This window comes from uncultured Winogradskyella sp., assembly GCF_947498345.1.
Lineage (GTDB): Bacteria > Bacteroidota > Bacteroidia > Flavobacteriales > Flavobacteriaceae > Winogradskyella.
Window position 1 is genome coordinate 212,665 of record NZ_CANMJY010000005.1, and the last position, 20,041, is coordinate 232,705.

Annotated in this window: 7 protein-coding genes; all 7 read right to left on the minus strand. The window is 31.6% G+C overall.

What is annotated here, in order from left to right; translation table 11 throughout:
- Window positions 1-179: 179 nt before the first annotated feature.
- Window positions 180-10,811 carry a BspA family leucine-rich repeat surface protein gene (locus tag Q0912_RS08635; protein WP_299114089.1) on the minus strand — a complete coding sequence of 3,544 codons (10,632 nt, stop codon included), beginning with the start codon at window positions 10,809-10,811 and terminating at the stop codon, window positions 180-182.
- A 165-nt stretch (window positions 10,812-10,976) separates the two neighbouring features.
- Complete coding sequence (locus Q0912_RS08640) at window positions 10,977-11,279, minus strand: hypothetical protein (protein WP_299114091.1); 303 nt, start codon at window positions 11,277-11,279, stop codon at window positions 10,977-10,979.
- 99 nt (window positions 11,280-11,378) lie between these two features.
- Window positions 11,379-12,026 carry a response regulator transcription factor gene (locus tag Q0912_RS08645; protein WP_299114093.1) on the minus strand — a complete coding sequence of 216 codons (648 nt, stop codon included), beginning with the start codon at window positions 12,024-12,026 and terminating at the stop codon, window positions 11,379-11,381.
- A gap of 1 nt (window position 12,027) precedes the next feature.
- Window positions 12,028-13,095 carry a sensor histidine kinase gene (locus Q0912_RS08650; RefSeq protein ID WP_299114094.1) on the minus strand — a complete coding sequence of 356 codons (1,068 nt, stop codon included), beginning with the start codon at window positions 13,093-13,095 and terminating at the stop codon, window positions 12,028-12,030.
- Entirely contained in the window at window positions 13,076-14,077 is a 1,002-nt protein-coding gene (locus tag Q0912_RS08655; protein WP_299114097.1) for a hypothetical protein, read from the minus strand. Before Q0912_RS08655 ends, Q0912_RS08650 begins: the two co-directional genes overlap by 20 nt.
- Before the next feature lie 164 nt (window positions 14,078-14,241).
- Entirely contained in the window at window positions 14,242-16,035 is a 1,794-nt protein-coding gene (locus Q0912_RS08660) for a sensor histidine kinase (protein ID WP_299114099.1), read from the minus strand.
- Window positions 16,036-16,385: 350 nt separating this feature from the next.
- Window positions 16,386-20,012 carry a hypothetical protein gene (locus Q0912_RS08665; RefSeq protein WP_299114101.1) on the minus strand — a complete coding sequence of 1,209 codons (3,627 nt, stop codon included), beginning with the start codon at window positions 20,010-20,012 and terminating at the stop codon, window positions 16,386-16,388.
- Window positions 20,013-20,041: the final 29 nt, after the last annotated feature.

Consider the following 20,041-nt stretch of genomic DNA (forward strand, 5'->3'; position numbering starts at 1 on the left):
GGCTCGTAAATATTACGTAGCAGTACGTAGTTACCCATACCTTTTATTACAAAAACCTTCCAATCTTTTGATTAGAAGGTTTTATTTCAGCTGCTACTTATTTACCCTCTTATACTATTACAACAGCCTTGTCAACAAAATTTAACCTTAACTATATAAAAGGGAGGCTCTTCTTTTTTTTAATGCTTCTTAATTAAACGTTTGATTACTGTACTTGTACCTGAGGTTATCTCTACCATGTACATTCCATCTTCATAACGACTCATATCTATGGCCTGATCTTCTACTATGTTTTGCTTTGTAATCAATCTGCCATTAATGTCATAGACCTTTACCATACTATCTATACTTATGCCCTTGATATAAAAACTAGTCCTTGTTGGGTTGGGATAGAGTACTAAGTCAGTTATATCATGATCTGTAATGCTTAAGGTGCCTACACCTGCATCTGTACAATCATAACTATCATCCGTGATCTGCAGTCCTGGTGCACCTGTACAATCTGCTACACTTGTGCCTCCACAGGCTGTAAAGAACTGGTCCTGAAACACCCCATCACTATAAAAACACATATTAGCATCCTCACTTGAATCTATATATTTTATCTTAATATGAAACAACACCTTTGCTGTAGAATTCACCTCTAAAGCATCTGGCTCGGTCTCTAATCCTACCAAAGCTATATTCTGTTGGAATGACAAGGACACTCTAGAGATCGTATTATCATTCTGTATAAAATCCTTATACGCTGGTGTAGCAAAGGGTACTCCTGGCCATGCAAAACCTAATATTGAACCACTTGGTTGACTATACTCTATATTAGTGTTTGCTGATACATTTTCTCCAAAGGCTGCTGTGTTATAATCAAAGTATACCTGGCCTGAACCTACATAGATTGCCTCTGTACTTGATATAACAATATCTGCCTCATAGAAATTGTCTACACCATCATTGGTAATCTCTGCATTGGCAAAAGCCAGGGTTATGCCTGCCGTGGTCATACTGTTGGTGCTTCTGCTAAACTGTTGACCACGTCCTATATTAGGGTTGATAAGTGCATTAACATCTGTATTTTGTACCTGTGTATTGAAATCCATATCAGCTTCATCATAACCTGCACCACCGATCAGTTGGATAACAGCACTAGCATCTGTGTTCTGTATTTGTGCATTAGCGTCATAATCCCCTGTGTACATCCCATAGCTACCATTATCTAACAATATCACGGAATTTGTACCTCCTGCTACAGTATTTGCATCTGAGCTTAAATCTACAGTGGTAGTTGTGCTACTTAAGGATACTGCTGAAGCAGTCATGATACCGATATGGTTACGGTGATTCACCACAACATAATAACTCCCTAATGGCTGATTAAATGCTAAGGCAGAAGTACCATCTATAGTTACCACGTCTCCATCGCGATGTAATAAGGCAGATTGTGAATCTATAACTATTGAATTATCATCCTTATCCCTGAGCTCCACCCAAACCCAATCTACGATAGCATCAGTACCCATAGTTGTAAGCACTGTAGCCTCTACTATCGCAGCATCACCATAAGGCGATGTTAGCGGTATTAATCCATTAACACGTAAATCATCACGCATTAAACTTTCTTCTCCTGTATTTGCATTTAAACTTGCTCCTTGTAAATATACTTTTGGGGATAATAAAACTCTAACACAACTTGTATCTTGATCACCATCAGTGATTGTCCAACCATAGCCTCCATCGATAACAGGTGTCATTAACAGCGTTCTCTCTGTCTCTGACAAACAATATTTAATATTTTCTGCCCCAAATAAAATACCATTTGGTATTGCCGTTTCCCCTGCCATAGTATCTAAAGTAGACCAACCAATAAGTATGGCATCATAATTTTCTGTTGATAAATTTGTATTTGAGAATATATTATTAGCATCTGTAACGTTACTAATATCCCATGTACTAAGATCTTGGTTAAACTGAGATGCATTATTAAACATACTTCTTATTATAGTTGCATTACTTACATCCCAAGTACTAAGATCTTGGTTAAACTGAGATGCTCCAGTAAACATGGTAGCAAAAGAATTTACACTACTAACATTCCAAGATGATATATCACTGTTGAAATTTACACATTGCCTAAACAAGAAGCCCATATCCTCTACATTACTTACGTCCCAATGTGAAATATCCTCATCTATAGGAGTACTTCTAAACATACTTTTCATACTAGTAACTGATGAAAGGTCTGGTGCATCAATAGCTGTTATATGTATATTATTACATCCATAAAAAGCAGATTCCATACTAGTCCACTCAATAGAACCCCATTGCTTTACTTCAGTGATTTTTGACTTATCTCCACTATTATTAAAGAATATTCTTGGGAAATCACCAGAAATCTTCACTTCATACTCACCTGCAGAGGCATAGGTATGAGATGCATTGCCTGTTAAGCCTTCATCAATAGTGCCATCACCCCAATCTACTGTATAATTATATCCATCTAATGTAGTTGGAATGGTGATACTTTCACCTGCTCCTACATTCCATTTGGTAATAAAATAATCTATAATACATAATGGATCTTGATCTCCATCACTAATATTCCAATTATAACCTCCGTTAACAATAGATTCTTCTAAAAGAGTTTTTGCATCTCCTCCTAAACAATATTGACTATTACCGGCATCTAATTCTAAATCTGTTGGTATTGGTCCTTCTCCTGCTTCTTGAGTTGACCATCCTATGAGCAGCGCATCATAATTTTCTGTAGAGAGTGTTACATTAGTAAACATACCTGCTCCAAATTGTAAATTTGTAATATCCCAATCACCTAGATTTTGATCAAAACTAGTCGCTCCAGAAAACATGTTACTCATTCCTATAACATTTGACACATCCCAATTATTTAAGGGTTGATTAAAGCTTATACAACCATTAAACATATGATCCATATAAATAACATTAGATACATCCCAATTACTAATATCACTGTCAAAATTTATACAGTCAACAAACATAGATTCTGTATTTGTAACATTAGATAAATCTGGCTCGTCTATATCGAGGTTAGTAATCTTTAAATTTTCGCAAACATAAAATGCTGCAAACATTGACGTCCACTCAATATCTCCCCATTGCTCTATGGTTTCTAACTTGTTTCTATTACTCTGGTCTGAAGGAAAAAAGTAGATTCTTGGAAAATCACCATATATTTTAACTTCGTAAGTATCTGTTGTAGCATACGTATGGCTTGCATTGCCTGTTAAATTACTTTCTATAATACCATCGCCCCAATCTACTACATAATTATATCCACTACCTGTAGTAGGAATGGTTATGCTTTCATTAGCTCCGACATTCCATTTAGTAATAAAAGGATTTCCTAAACCACATATTGGGTTTTCTATGCCTAGATCATTAATAGTCCATCCATAACCACCATTAGATACTGATTCTACTAAAAGATTTCTGGCATGTACGCCTTCACAATATTTACTATTACCAGCATCAAACACTAAATTTATATCACTTGGTATTGGCCCTTCTCCTGCGTCTTGAGTAGACCATCCTATGAGCAGCGCATCATAATTTTCAGTTGATAATGTTACTCCACTAAACATTTCAGTTCCAGAAACTAAACTTGTGATATCCCAATCACCTAGATTTTGATCAAAACTAGTGGCTGAAGCAAACATACTACTCATTCCTACAACATTTGATACATCCCAATTATTTAAGGGTTGATTAAAGTCTATACAACCATTAAACATATGATCCATATTAGTAATATTAGATACATCCCAATTGTTAAACGAATCATTTCCTACAAGCAATTGGCAGCCAGAAAACATCCCTTCTGTATTGGTAACATTAGATAAATCTGGTGTGTCTGAAGTGGTTACGATTAAATTACTACAACCAGAAAAAGCAGTTTCCATAGATGTCCACTCTATATCTCCCCATTGTACAACTTCTTTTATTTTGGCTTTAATTTCATCTGTAGAATTACTAAAGTCAATTCTAGGAAAATCGCCATATATTTTTACTATACGCTCCTGTACATCTGCATATATGTCTTCTGTTATATAATCGTGAGAAGCATCTCCTGTTATACCTGCATCAATAGTTCCATCTCCCCAATCTACAATGTAATTGTAACCATCACCCATTGTTGGGATGGTTAAAGTTTCAAAGGCTAAAATATTCTCCCATCTGGTAATAAATGGTGATTCTGTAAGACCACATATAGGACTAAGTCCAGAATCATTAATACCCCAACCGTATGTGCTCATTAATTCGGTTCTTGCACTTCCGCCATTGCAATAATAACTAAGACCTGGGTAAAATGAAATACCTGTAGGGATCGGTCCTTCTCCGGCTTCTTGGGTAGACCAACCTATTAACAAGGCATCGTAGTTTTCTGTAGACAATGCAAGGTTTCTAAACATTAGTGTTGTGTTCTCTAAGCTTGTAATATCCCAATTACTTAAATCTTGGTCAAATGGTAATATCACTGAAGAATTAAAGACACTATAAAACATACTACTCATGTCAGTAACATTAGATACATCCCAGTTGCCTATATCTTGGTTAAAAAAATAACAATCTAAAAACATACTACTCATGTTAGTAACATTAGATACATTCCAATTACCTATATCTTGATTGAATATATCTGTAGCAGCAAACATACCTTCCATATTGGTAATATTAGACACATCCCAATTGTTAAACGAACTATTTCCTGTGAGTGACCTACAACTAGCAAACATTGCATAAGCATTAGTTACTTGAGATAAATCTGGAATATCTGTTGCAGTTACATTTAAATTAGTACAACCAAAAAAAGCTTGCTCCATAGATGTCCACTCTATATCTCCCCATTGTGTAATCTCTCTTATCATTTGTCTATGACTAACTGAGCCCAAGTACCCAAAAGTAATTCTTGGGAAGTCTCCATAGATTTTCACTTCATATTCCCCTGCAATGGCATAGGCATGAGAAGCATCACCTGTTAAGTTTTCTTCAATGGTACCATCTCCCCAATCTATATAATAATTATAGCCTGTTCCGGTAGTAGGTATGATTATACTTTGACCATTTTCTACAATCCATTTTGTTATAAAAGGTAAAAAATTACAACTAAAATCGAGACCATCATCATTAATACCCCAACTGTATGTGCTCATTAATTCGGTTCTTGCAGCTTCTCCGTTACAATATCTGCTATCACCTGCATTGAATTCTAAATCTGTTGGTATTGGTCCTTCCCCTACTTCTTGAGTTGCCCATCCTATTAATAAAGCATCATAGTTTTCGGTAGAGAGTTTTACACCATTGAACATACTATTTATAAAATCTAAACTTGTAATATCCCATTCGCCTAGATTTTGATCAAAAGAAATTGCATTATTAAACATAAAATTCATATTTGTAACATTAGATACATCCCAATTGTTTAGTGGTTGATTAAATGAACTAGAAAAAATAAACAATCCAGACATATTAGTTACATTAGAAACATTCCAATTATTTAAGGGTTGATTAAAGTTTGTACAACCATAAAACATTGCTTGCATATTAGTAATATTAGAGACATCCCAATTATTGATATCGCTGTTAAAATTTGTACAATTAAAGAACATACTACTCAAATTAGAAGCATTGGATAAATTTGGTACATCTAAAGCAGTAATGTTTAAATTACCACAGTCGAAAAAAGCATTTTCCATAGTTGTCCATTCATTAATTCCCCAATTAGTAACTTCTATTATTTTAGCTCGATTTGCAGATGTTGAGCTATTAAAATCAATTCTAGGAAAATCACCATAAATTTTCACTTCGTAAACACCCGGTGTAGCATACTCATGAGTGGCGTTACCTGTTAAGCCTTCGTCTAAGGTACCGTCTCCCCAAAGAACCGTATAATTATAAACTTCTCCAGTAAATGTTGGTATTATAATTGAAGAAGAGTTAGATGTCCCAGAAATATCTGTATTCCAGGTTGTTATAAATGGTTCAGAAATAAGACCACAAGTTGGATCTTGTTGACCATCATCAATAGACCAACTAAAATTTGTTATTAAACGAGCTCTTTCAATTTCTCCATTACAATAACGACTATTTCCTGCATTGAAATTAACGTTACTTGGTATTGGACCCTCTCCTACTTCTTGAGTAGACCAACCTATTAACAAAGCATCGTAATTTTCTGTTGAAAGTGTTACACCTCCAAACATACTAGAAGCATTATCTAAACTTGTGATATCCCAATTATCTATATTTTGGTTAAAAGAGAATGCATTATTAAACATGTTTATCATATTAGAGACATTTGAGACATCCCAATTGTTAAACGAATCATTTCCTACTAGAAATGTGCATGAATTAAACATGCCTTGTAAGCTAGTTACATTAGACAAATCTGGCGTGTCAGAAGCGGTTACACTTAAATTATTACACTCTGTAAAAGCATTTAGCATAGTAGACCACTGTATATCTCCCCATTGGGTAACTTTTCTTATTTTACTTTTATTTACTCCAGTAGAACTACTGAAATCTATTCTTGGAAAATCGCCATAAATTTTAATTACGTATGTACCTGGTATGTCATACTGATGAGAAGCATCACCCGTTTGATCATATTCTACAGTAGCACCTTCAAAATCACTACCATCTCCCCAATCTATTACATAATCATATCCGCTACCAGTTGTTGGTATTTCTATAGTTTGGAAATCACCTGTAAGTTGCCATTCGGTAATAAAAGGCCTTCCTAAACCACAAAACTGATCTGGACCATCACCAAAAATGTTCCAAAAATTATTAAACAATAAATTTAATCTAGCATTTTCACCATTACAATATGTATAGCCATTGGCATTGAATGAAACGCTATTTGGTATTGAACCTTCTCCTGCTTCTTGTGTTGACCAACCAATTAAGAGCGCATCATAATTATCAGTAGAGAGTGCTGTATCTGTAAACATATTATTGGCGGTAACTAAACTTGCAATATCCCAATTACCAACGTTTTGATCGAGATTAGTTGCTGATTCAAACATATTATTCATGTTTGAAACATTAGACATATCCCAATTATTAAACATATCATTTTCTGTTAAAGAAGTACAATCTTTAAACATAGATGACGTATTTGTAACATTAGATAAATTTGGTATGTCAGTAGCTGTAACTTTTAAATTACTACATTCTAAAAAAGCACCTGCCATTGAAGACCACTCTATAGCGCCCCATTGTTTAACTTCTCTTATTTTAGTTCTATTTGTAGATGTTGAGCTTTCAAAATGAATTCTTGGGAAATCTCCATATATTTTCACATCATATTGTCCAGTAGACGTATACTCATGAGAAACATTACCTGTTTGATTATAACTAAAAGTACCGTCACCCCAATCTATACTATAATTATAGCCATTTTCATTTGTAGGTATTTCTATAATTCTATTACCATTTGCATTCCATTCGGTAATAAATAATTCTTCTTCAATAACACCACAAAATGGATCTCGGTCACCATCGCTAATAGCCCAACCGTATGTGCTCATTAATTCGGTTCTTGCAGCTTCTCCATTACAATAGCGACTCTGAGGTGCATCAAAAGCTGTACCTGTAGGTATCTGCGTTTCTCCTGCATCTAAATTTGCCCAACCTATTAATAAATTATCATAATTAGTAGTTGATAAGCTAGTATTACTAAACATTGCAAAAGCATTATTTAATGAGCTGATATCCCAAGTTCCAAGATTCTGATTAAATGATGATGCAGTAGCAAACATACCATTAGCATTAACTAAATTTGATGTATTCCAAGTAGTAATATCTCCATTAAACGCATATGCATCTAAAAACATTCCATCCATGTTAATTACATTAGATACATTCCAGTTATTAAGAGGTTGATTAAATTCTATGGCGGATAAAAACATTCCTTCCATAGTAGTTACATTGGATACATTCCAGCCATTTAAGGGTTGATTAAATATTGTGGCAGCAAAAGTCCCTTCCATATCAGTCACATTAGATACATCCCAGTTACTTATATCTTGATTGAAGATACTTGCCCTAGCGAACATGTGATTCATATTTGTAACGTTAGACAAGTTTGGTGGCGTGACTGGCAAAGATTCTAGGTTACTACACCCATTAAATGCCTCTAACATGGTTTCCCAAACATTATCTCCCCAACTTACGACGCTTTTTAATATTGGAGCATTTGCATCATTTAGATCTACATCTGAGAATCTGAAATAGGAAATATTTCCATATACTTTTATAGTATACTCTGCTGCAAGAGCGTAATTATGGTTAGTATATCCTGTATGTCCTGTTGTAGATGTTCCATCTCCCCAATCTACAGAATATGTTTCACCTGTATATGGCATAAATGGCAACTGAAAATCCTGGTTTGCTGTAGGTGATATAATTAATTCTATTGGGCAACTAATATTAGATACTGATACTGATGCTGTACAAGTATCTGTATTACCTACTACATCAACAGCAGTAATTGTAACATCATCAATATTTACAGTGCTACAATTAATAAACATTGGTAAAGACGAACTTATGCTTGTATCTACAGACATTGTTCCTGTTAAATTCTCAAAAGTTGTACTTGTACTTGATGCTGCGTATACGTGCATATAGTATTTTACACCTGCACTTAAGGTTGTGGTTGTATTTCCACTTACAACTTGACCTGTAGCAATATCAATTGTTGTATCGGCTATAAGACCTTCTCCATTTTCTGTAGGCGGAATATTCCATATACTATATCTAAATTGAGGCACGAATGTTCCTGATCCTTCATCGTTTTTGTTAAGGTCAAAATTAAACTTATACGCTCCATTAGATGGTACCATGAAGATTGAAGATTGATGGTATAAGTTTGAATGTACAGGACTTGTATTGTCTATATTAACGTAAAATTGATCATTCTCTGCTAAAAAATCTAATTGACTAGAATTATCGGTAGAGCCATTGTCAAAATCTGAAGGTAAAATGTTATATCCAATATCTGTAGTTGGGAGTTGTGGAACAGTAACATCTTGACAACTAATTGTTGGTGCTTCTGTATCTTCTACAGTTATAGTAAATGTACATTCATCTGTATTTCCACTAGCATCTGTAACTGTAAAGGTTTGGATTGTCTCACCAATTGGGAACAATTCTCCACTACCCAATCCACTGGTTTGAGAGATTTGTAAATCTTCTGTCGTTATACAATTATCTGTAGCACTAAGCGTAAAAATAACAATAGCACCTGCACTGTTTGGATCTATACCAGCAGTAATATCTGCTGGGCAACCTATAAATACTGGTGCTATATTATCGGTAGCATTTACACTTGGCACACAACTAGTATTTTGCCCATTATCTTCATATGCATATACTCTGTTAGTTGGTATAATAGTTCCGGCGTCAGAACAATCTAAATCTAAGGTAATTGAAGAAGCCCCATTTAGATAAATTAATTCTGAACTAAAAGCTAGTGTTCCTGTAAAAAACAGATCTTCTCCATCTTCTATCACAGACATGTAATAGGTTTTATCTCGTTGTAAGGTAAAGGTATTGTTGTTACTTCCTTGAGCTAGTGATCCATTTGCATTAAAACTTGCAAACCCCACATAGCCTGGTCTTGCAGCAAAATCTCCTGTGTTTGGATTAAAACTATCTTCCCAAATAAATAAATTACTCGAATTATTACCAGACAAAGTAAACGTATAACTTCCTGTAGTTGGCGGTATTAACTCAAATAACTGATAATGAAAACCTGTTGGTATATTAAGAATTTGATCTGTAGGGCTATTATTATCTAATACAACCGAAACTTCTGTTCCTGTACCAAAAGCAAGATTAGCAGTTGCTGATAAATCGTTGGTAGCATTTGCAAGTTCGTTTAGTGTAAACTCATATGTGCTTGTACTCTCATCAACTATAACAGAAGGTGATGAACAAGTAATTACAGGTGCGTTGTCAATAACTACATTATAACTACAAATACTACTTTCATTTCCGCTAGTATCTACAATACGATATTGTACTGTAAAATCTGAAGTAGGTACTGTGCCAAAAGCGGGACCAGCATCTAATCGTTCTATAACCAATTGACTGTTAGCATCATAATTATCACTACTACCTGTAAGACTAGGTTCTTGTAATATTTCGCCTTCTAGTAACACAACATCTGTTGTTGGACATCCACCAAGTACAGGTGCTTCTGTATCATTTACAATGACGTTGAAGGTACACGATTGTTCTTCTCCGTAATTATTAGTATACGTATAAGTAACTTCTCTTGGTTGGCCTATAAAATATGAAAAACCAAAACCAGAGGCACTATATGAACCTGTGAATGTATCACTAGGGCAAGGGGCATTATCATTAATAGTTATATTACTCCCATCAAAGTCTGCTGGACTAATAATGGCAAAACTCTGACCAGGATCGTTACCAATAATATAGTCGCTACATTGAAGGTCTGCATAGTTACCGCTAATAACAGTTACTATAGCATTACAACTACTACTATTTCCTCCACCACTAACCGTAAGTTGTACAGTATTCTCTCCTAGATTAGAACAGTCAAAAGTACTCACATTTATAGAGTAAGTAACAGCAACTCCACCACTTGAGGAATTATCATTTATATCTTGCGCGTCTATAGAAGCTTGACCGTTTACATCAAGTGCAACAGTGATATCTTTACATCGAGCAATTTGTGCCTCGACACTTTGCAGACTAAAAAAGAAAATGAATAGTACTAGGGTTATTAAAGGGGTTTTTGCTTTCATGATTATTTAATTTTTAAATCATGTGCAAGGTAGATTCGGTATTAGCTTTATAAAATAAGTGACGGCTCGTAAATATTACGTACCAGTACGTATGAGTATAAATGTTTATCGCTCATTATTTATACTCAATCCCTAGTACAAACAAAATTTTCAATTAAACATATTTTAGGAAATGGTATAATTTTGAGCCAATGCAAATTCAATTTTACGAAAGTCTGGTTTCTTATTTTTCACTATTAAAAATTTCGTCTTTATGCCTTTAAAAAGCAATGCTCTTTGAATGTCGGTTGCATTTAAATTGGGTAAATTTTCTTCTATTATAATAAACTCGCAATAATTTTGAATGATGTATGATAAGGCTGCAAAACCGTCGTCAAATTCATGAATATCTTTAAAATTCTTATTAAGAAGTTCTTTTTTTAATTTATTCGCATATTTTTTGTCGCTGTGTGCTAGTAAAATTTGCATATCCAATAATTATCATAATCCTTAGAATTGCAATATAGTTTCAGAGTAAGTATTTCTAAATAAGTGCTAACACGTAATTATTACGTATCACTACTTATACTATCGCGATAGAATAATGCTTCTATTGACTAGAGCCCAGTTTGTAAGTGTATTATTTTCTTTTTTAAGGCTTAATTTTTCTATTATATTACTACGATGTTTTTCAATAGTTCTAATAGATAATGATAATGAGTCTGCTATATCTTGATTAGAAATCTCTTGAGCAATAAGTTTTAGTATTTTTGATTCGGAAAGCGTTAATAGTTTTAAGCGCCTGAGTTCTTCGCTTGCTAGATTAATGGGTTGATCATCAATAGATTTACTAAAATATATATGACCATTTAAAACTTGGATTATACAATGTTCAATTTCAAAAAATGTGTCTTCTTTAAGCAAATACCCATCAATTTGAAATGTTTTTGCTTGTACTATATAATAAGACTCCTTATGAAATGATAAAATAATAAATTTTGTTTTAGAGCCTTTTTCTCGTGCCATTTTTATGACTTCAAAACCAGTGAGTATGGGCATATCAATATCCAACAATGCTATTTGAGGTTGTAGCTTTAGAATAACTTCTAAGGCCTGTATTCCATTACTGGCTTGCCCAATTATATTATAGCCATTTGATTGTAGCTCATCATTCAATCCTTTTAACAGCATAGGGTGATCATCTGCAATAACTAGAGTAATGTCTTTTTTATTCATATTAAATGGGGATAATTAATGTCATTTTTGAGCCTTTACTAATTTCACTATATAAGTTCATTTTAGCACCAATAATTTTAGCACGTTCAAATAAGGTTTTTAAACCTAAGCTTATACTTTTTTGTTTGGTCTCAAAATCAAAACCTTTGCCATTATCGCTAATAACTACATGTATTTCTTTTAATGTTTTATTAATCTGCATTTTTACAGCCTTTGCTTCAGAGTGCTTTATAATATTGCTTAAAGTTTCTTGTATTATCCTATACAAATGTAACTCAGATTCTTTAGATAATATATTATCTAGGTTTTCTATTTCATCTGTAAAAAAGACATCTGTATTGGCATTAACACTATACACCAATGCGTTAATAGATTCCGTTAGACCTAAACGTTCGAGGTTTGAAGGATGTAGCCCTCTTGATATACTCCGTATTTCTTCTAATGTAGAGCTCGCTAAGTTTTCGGCATCTATACTACCGAGGTTTTTTGTGGTCTTAGTTAACAACATTAGTTTTTGCCCAACACTATCATGTAATTCCCGCGCTAATCGTGAACGCTCATTTTCTTGTTCGTTAATTAAATCTTGTGAGAATCGTTCTTGAAGTTCTTGTTTTACTTTAGCAAATTTTCTAGAACGTATTAAATATATAATTGTAAATAGTGCTAGCAAACTTAATCCACCAAACAATAGCCATTGCTGTTTAGCTCTATTTTTTTGATCCAAAACTACGATTTCATTTTGCTGGGATGAAATTTTAAAATCACGTTTTTCTGTTTCGTATAAGGTCTGATAATACGATAAAGCTCTAGCTTTTTGCACACTATTTATAGAATCGTCAATTTTTTTATGCATAGAAGTATATTTATACGCATTCTCAAAATCATTTAATCCTTTATATATATGGGTTAGCTTATCATAAGTTTGGTATACACCTTCTGTATTATTAGAGTTTAGATGAAGTTCTAAAGCCTTTTGCGCATTAACTAAGGCTTGTTTATAATTTTTAGTTGCCATAAAATAATCTGCTAAAGACGACCAATACGCATATTCAAAAGGATTGGTCTTCATTAGAAAATTCACTTTGTACTTTATTGTAAAATTGTTGCGCTTTAACTAGGCTATCATTTTCTGAATATGCACTTAACAAAGAATATGTTATTATAGAGGATAATCTAGTTCGTGGAGTAGACTCATCAGTTTTATTGTACCTGTAACTTTCATTTAGATACTTAATCCTCAAAGCCTGATTATCATTTTTATCGGCATCAATAGCAGCATTAAATAAATTCGGAACTATAGACCTATATTTTTTTTGCATTTTACTTATGCGAATAACCTCAGCACGCTCTTCTTTAGCCTCTTCATAAAATCCCATTTTACTATATACTACAGCTAACGTGTTTCTTGCACTAAGTATACCCGAAGTATCTTTTAGAACCGTAAACATTTTCGTCGTTTCAGAGAGTAATTGTGAACCTGTCGCATAGTCACCTGTATCCACATAGGCAGAAGCCTTATATGTTCTTGCTTGGGCATATAACACACTATCATTATCCTTTAAAGCAAAATCTTCAGCCTTATTGTATATAGGAATAGATTCTTTTATAGCGCCAGAAAAAAAATAAGCATCACCTGCATTGGTATATAGTCTTGCTAAAAGATCATAATCATTTGTTTGAATGTTTCTGCTTTCAAAATCTTTCAAGACTTTTATGCCTTCTTTAGGTCTATTAACTCTGTTTGCATAATAAAAAATTAATGAATTTGTGCGTACAAGTGCCAAATCAATAGAATCTAGCTCATAGGCTAAATCAATTGTATTTTTAGTAATAGAATCAAATTTTAAATGGGTTCTGTTATAACTAATGAATCGACTTAAACTGTCCAATAACCTCAGTTTATGACCTCCATTAGACTTAACAATATCGTCTTTAAGGTTTTGAATTTTTATATCAAAAGAATCTTCTTGCGCATAACTTAAAGTAGTAAAAAATAAAACTAGAAAAACAAAGTATTTAAATACATTTTGGGTAAGTCTTATAGTTATCATATATAATACATTAAATGCAGATTTTAATAATAAACTACTCTAGTTGATTACGAATCAAATGTACAATAAAAGCATACTAGCATTAAATAAGAGCTGCCTCGTATTTTATACGTACTGGCTCTTATTTTTATAGTAACTAAATATCGAAAAAAATTTTATTACTGCTAAATTGGAATAGTTAATGTCATTTTTGTGCCTTTACTAATTTCACTATCTAAGTTCATTTTGGCTCCAATAATTTTAGCACGTTCAAACAAGGTCTTTAAGCCTAAGCCTATATTCTTGAGTTTTGTTTCAAATTCAAAACCTTTACCATTATCGCTGATAACTACTGTTAAGTTGTTGAAAGTCTTATTAACCTTCATTTTAACTCCTTTGGCTTCTGAATGTCTTACAATATTACTCAACGTTTCTTGGATGATTCTATATAGATGCAATTCAAACTCTTTAGGTAATACATGATCTATATTCTCTATATCTTCGGTAAAAAATAAATCTGTATTGACATTAATATCATAAACCAATGCATTAATGGCCTCTGTTAATCCTAAACGTTCAAGATTGGAAGGGTGTAAACCCCTAGAAATACTTCGTATTTCTTCCAATGTTGAGCTCGCAATACTTTCAGCGTCACTATTACCAATACTTTTTGTGGTTTTAGATAATAACATTAATTTTTGACCCACACTATCATGTAATTCTCGTGATATACGAGAACGCTCTTTTTCCTGCTCATTGATAAGATCTTGTGAAAATTGTTCTTGTAACTCTTGCTTTGATATTGCAAATTTTTTAGAACGAATTAAATAGATAATTAAAAACAGTGTAAAAAATCCTATTCCTCCAAATAACAGCCATTGATTTTTTATTTTGTTTTGTGCAGATAGAGTTTCTATTTTAGCTTGAGACAATTTTTTTTCTTGCACAAACAATAAACTATCTTTTAATTTTTCTTTTTTGTATTTAAATTCTGCATCTAATTCAGCAAAATCTCTAATATTCTTAATGTTTAAGTTTTTTATTTGCTGTCTTTTATACAATCTGTAATATGAAAACGCGTCTTCGTGTTGATTTAAATCTGTATAAGCATTACTTACACTTAAATAACGATTTGCAAGTCTGTTATTAAAGCCAAAAGCCTTTGTTAATTCTAAAGATTTTAAATAGTAATCTAGTGCTTTTTTTGGCTGTCCCAATTTTCTATAAGCATATCCAAGTTCTTTATTACTTAATTCTGCGAACACTTTATCATTAATTTCTGCTGCAACTTTAAGCGCTTTTAAAGAATATTGAATTGAAGTTTTAAAATCTTTGATTCTAATGTAGTACCTCGATAATAAGGTTAATGAATAGGCCTTTTCTTTAAAATTATGTGTTGAGTCCGAGAATTTGTATGCTTTTTGAGCATATACTTTAGCTTTTTCAAAATCTTTATATACCATATAATAATTAGAATACGAATTCATTACATAAGGAATATCATCATGATTATACTGTTTAGCAGCATCCATTGCTTTGTTAAAAAAACTTAAGGTCTTGGTGCTATCCTTTTTTTTAACATATAAACTCCCGAAATAACAGTAGGTCAAAGACAGTGATTGTGTTTCATTTATCCTTTCTTTTATAGTAAGACTTTCTTGAAGAAGTTTAAGACTATTTGCATAATCTGAGTTTCTTCTATAATTGTAAGCTAGTCTATCAAGGATATTTGCTTTTAGCAATAAGAAATGATGATTATTTTTATTTTTAGTTAAAACACTATCATTAATAATTGTTAGAGCTCCTTCTAAGTTTTTATAGGAATTTGAAGGATCAACTCTTAAATTTTGAATACCTTCATTGTATAATTTTTCGATAGCTATACTATCATTCTGAGCTTTTAATCCGGTAACAAAAACTAACGAAGTAATAAAAGCGACACATTTAAATACATTTAGGTGATGCGTTATAATAATCATATACAATAAATCGAATATAGATTTTAATAATCAACTACTCTCGTTGATTACAAATCAAATTTACGATAAAAACATATTATACTAAATAAGAGGCAGTATTCATTTTATACGTGCTGGTCCTTATAAATTATTAACCCACGATTTTGAGGAAATCTTTTTAAAGTATTAAGCTAAGGACGTATAAAGTGCTTACACTATTTACTAGTCTTTCAATAATAATAACTCCATTACAGGCAATAATTTTAAACTACTTTCTGATACATAAAGTACTTCCCTCCTATTCATAGACGTTTCAAGAAAAATGGTACAGATACGGGACAATTATATTGAAAACAAGAAATAATAGAATATTAGAAAATTTGTGATCGCTTAATCTCATTAAATGAATATATTGGTAATTTAGTTTTTTCTAAAAATTTAATTGGTAATTGATAAGATGCTATCACAATTGACTTTACCTTATAATCATCAACATTTTTATTAAACCTCTTTGAAAGTTGTTTAATATTATCAACTAACCAATCATTTCTTGCAACATGTTTAGGTAACTGCTTATCAGCATAATTTTTCACATCTCTTTGAAAATCATACATTATTTTAGCTTGTTTGGTATTTTTACACTCAATTGAGTATACCAATTTGTTCTTATCATCAAAAGCCAAAATATCAATGTCACCATAATTTTTATTAGCTATTAAAACACCTTTTATATCAATTTTAACTTCAAAATCAATAACTCTCAATTTTGGGTTTTGAATTAGCCAATCTCTTACTTCATTTGTGAAGTTTTTACCTTTTATATTAAGACGTTTAGCAATTAAATTTTTTATTTTATGATGCTTATCCTCCACTCTAAGGCTTGCATTTGAAAATTGATATAATAAATTATCTGATGCTCGAATTAAAAACCTTGCACTCCATAGATACCAAACTTTATCGTCATTATCAATGAGTCTAATTAATGGTTTCCTTAGATAAGAGAGTTTTCTATTATATCGCCAAGGAAAAATTTCAGGTATTATGTAGCCTTCTGGTGGCTTATCCATTTTCCCTCTACTGTTGAGAGTAAGCAAATTTAAATATGAATTAATTTTTTCATTATTGAATTTTGTTTCCTTTATTATTAATTCAATGAATTCCTTTTCTTCCATCTTATAATATGAACTCTCTTGAATTAAACAATATTCCGCCAAAAACAATGAAATTGTGTTTATTTCTAAAAATGTAATTCCCAAATCATAAATAAAGGCCTCATCTATTTTCTTTAAATAATCTTCTTCATTTTTTTCATTTGATTCATTCTTTTCATGTTTATTGAAATTAGATTCAAAATTCTCTTTGTAGTCAACCAATTCATCTTCTTTATTTGATATATTATAGTTAAGCAGAACATCATCGAAAAAGCCTTTACTTATTCCAATTCTTCCAGATTCCAATAATCCCATTTTTGGACTATCTATATCAAACCTTATTATATCTTGTACATATCCAAAATATATCATTTCATTCATTAATGCTAGTAAATAATCTACGTCGTCATTATTTGGAAGCTTATCATTAAAATACGGTTCTGCACTCGCAAATTCTATAAGGCATCTCATCGATAAAGAAACATTTACATACTCCGATTCTGTTTCATGAAATTCATTAAAAACATCTACATATTTTGAAAAACATTCTAACCTTGCAGGTATATATAATTTTCGGTATTCATTCGCTTGTATAATTGCTTCATGATGATGCATTAAAAAGCTTAATAGTTCGAGTGTATTGTATTCAATTAATTTATTTCTTAACTCTTGAATAATAGCATTAACACAATCAACAAGTAATTTAATTTTATCCTTTTTATCAATTATTTCAACAGGAATTTCCTTGTCATAATTGAGCCAATCAACAACACTTTCTAAAACATAAGAGTTATCATATTTTTGTATGAATCGTATTTTTGGAAGGTGTCTTTGGTCCATCTTTAAATTATAACTTGAATCAACAGTTAAAATCATTTTTGCAGAACCTAATGGTATGTGTTTATCAATTATAAGCTGTATAACTTCCTCACTTAACTCATCATACCCAATTGCATTAAATAATTTGCTCATACTTTCTATAACTACAGACATAAGTTGTCTTTCGCCATGATTATCTTTTCTATATAGAGCAGCAAAAAATTCAAAAGGAACTTGAATTTTAATTTTTCCTTCGGCTGCTATAATTTCATATTCAAGATTGAATACTTCTAAATCTAAATTATGTAAAACTTGAGGATTGAAATCATATAGTTTGTCATCAAGTGAAATAATAAATTCAATTGGAAAAGGAACAGAGTGATTGAAATGTTTGTTAAGTGATGGATAAAGTTCATTTAACCAATGGGCAATTGCATCGATAAAATGAGTAGTCATTGTATCTCTTTTTTTTGGACATGTTATCCAAATTGGGTAATCAAATAATTCTATTGCAGACTTATAAATCCCAATATAATATTCTTGTGATAAATAAATTGGAGCATGTTTAGCCGTTTTGTAAACAGGCAAATAACCTATCCCTCTTTTAGGTTTAAAAAACATAACACCATGTTCATCATTTTTAGTATTAATATCAGTTATAACTTTACCTTGTGTTCCAAAATCAAAAAACAAACCATTATAAGCTTCATCACTATGCAAAAATGAATCATTATTCTTTGTATAATATGAATAATACGTTAAAATAGAATACATAGGAGCAATTCTAACTCCTTTGTTTATCGCTCTATCAAAAGCCTTACAATATTTCCAAAGAGAAAGCTTATTTAAATCCCAATTGCTATTTAATCTCTTTAAATCAATAATGTTTATCATTAAAAAGTTATCTGAGCCTTCAATATCTTTTAAGGCAAAGAATTTATCATCGGTAGTTGAATAAGAGGAAATTAATAATAATGTTAAGAATTGGTAATTTTCATTATTAACTTTATTACGTACAAAAGAAATTACTGTACTCGCTCTTTCTTCATAATCGCTATCTTCACTTGAGTTCAATATTACATTAACATATGCCAATTTATTTTCATCAAATTGCCATATTGATTCACCATTTCTTAATTCTATTTTGTCCTTAATTTGGGTATCTAAATCGGTCATAGACCAATTCATTTTTCTTAATTCCTTGAAAGAATCATTCTCTATGTTTAAATCATAGATTTTCAGCAATTCTTCTAAATGACCATTGACTTCTAATTCATTAACAATGAAATTGTTAAGCGAAAACATTTGTGCACTTGGAAATATTAAATAATATATATCATTGCATATGATAAATGGTTTTAAAAGAATCGGATTTTTATCAATATTGATTAAATCAATTTCATCTTTTTCTATATCAAAAACGAAATTACTTATTACATCTCTTTTAATATTAAATTCATCATAGATAGCTTGAATTTCTTCTTTACTGAAACAAATTAAATCTTTATAATTTTTAAAAAAATATTCATCAGGAAAGAACAATTCTTTTTCATTATTATCTAAGGAAATGTACCTTTTTAATCCAATTTCTGTAGCAATATTTGTATGAATTGAAAGAAAGAAAATAATGGATTCATATATGTTTTTTTTGAATTCACTACTTAGATTATTTTCTGCATGTAGTATACTGTATGTAAGTCCTTGAACAATTTCTGAGCTATTTATAACTATTCCTGGAAAAACTATATTATTACCATTTGAAAAAAGAAAATTTTCTGTGAATGATGTTTCAACTGGATCTTCCCTATGATCACTTGGAAACATTTCTTGTACTGCATTAACAACTCCATCATAATTAAGCTCTTCATCTACATTATTCATGTTCTTAGACAACAGACTAACTATGATCTCAATTCTTAGATTCTTACCATGATTTTCTGGAAATAATTGTAAAATTGAAAATAATTTTAATAATTCTGATGTACTTTTCTTAGATATATAATTTATAAAATCCTCGTATTCTTCCATTTAGGCCCTACTTTCTAATTCTTTTTTTA

What these genes read in the sequence shown, in the direction of transcription:
- Q0912_RS08660 (WP_299114099.1), bottom strand. Translation starts at nt 16,035, where the DNA reads ATGATTATTATAACGCATCACCTAAATGTATTTAAATGTGTCGCTTTT.
- Q0912_RS08640 (WP_299114091.1), bottom strand. Translation starts at nt 11,279, where the DNA reads ATGCAAATTTTACTAGCACACAGCGACAAAAAATATGCGAATAAATTA.
- Q0912_RS08665 (WP_299114101.1), bottom strand. Translation starts at nt 20,012, where the DNA reads ATGGAAGAATACGAGGATTTTATAAATTATATATCTAAGAAAAGTACA.
- Q0912_RS08650 (WP_299114094.1), bottom strand. Translation starts at nt 13,095, where the DNA reads ATGAAGACCAATCCTTTTGAATATGCGTATTGGTCGTCTTTAGCAGAT.
- Q0912_RS08645 (WP_299114093.1), bottom strand. Translation starts at nt 12,026, where the DNA reads ATGAATAAAAAAGACATTACTCTAGTTATTGCAGATGATCACCCTATG.
- Q0912_RS08655 (WP_299114097.1), bottom strand. Translation starts at nt 14,077, where the DNA reads ATGATAACTATAAGACTTACCCAAAATGTATTTAAATACTTTGTTTTT.
- Q0912_RS08635 (WP_299114089.1), bottom strand. Translation starts at nt 10,811, where the DNA reads ATGAAAGCAAAAACCCCTTTAATAACCCTAGTACTATTCATTTTCTTT.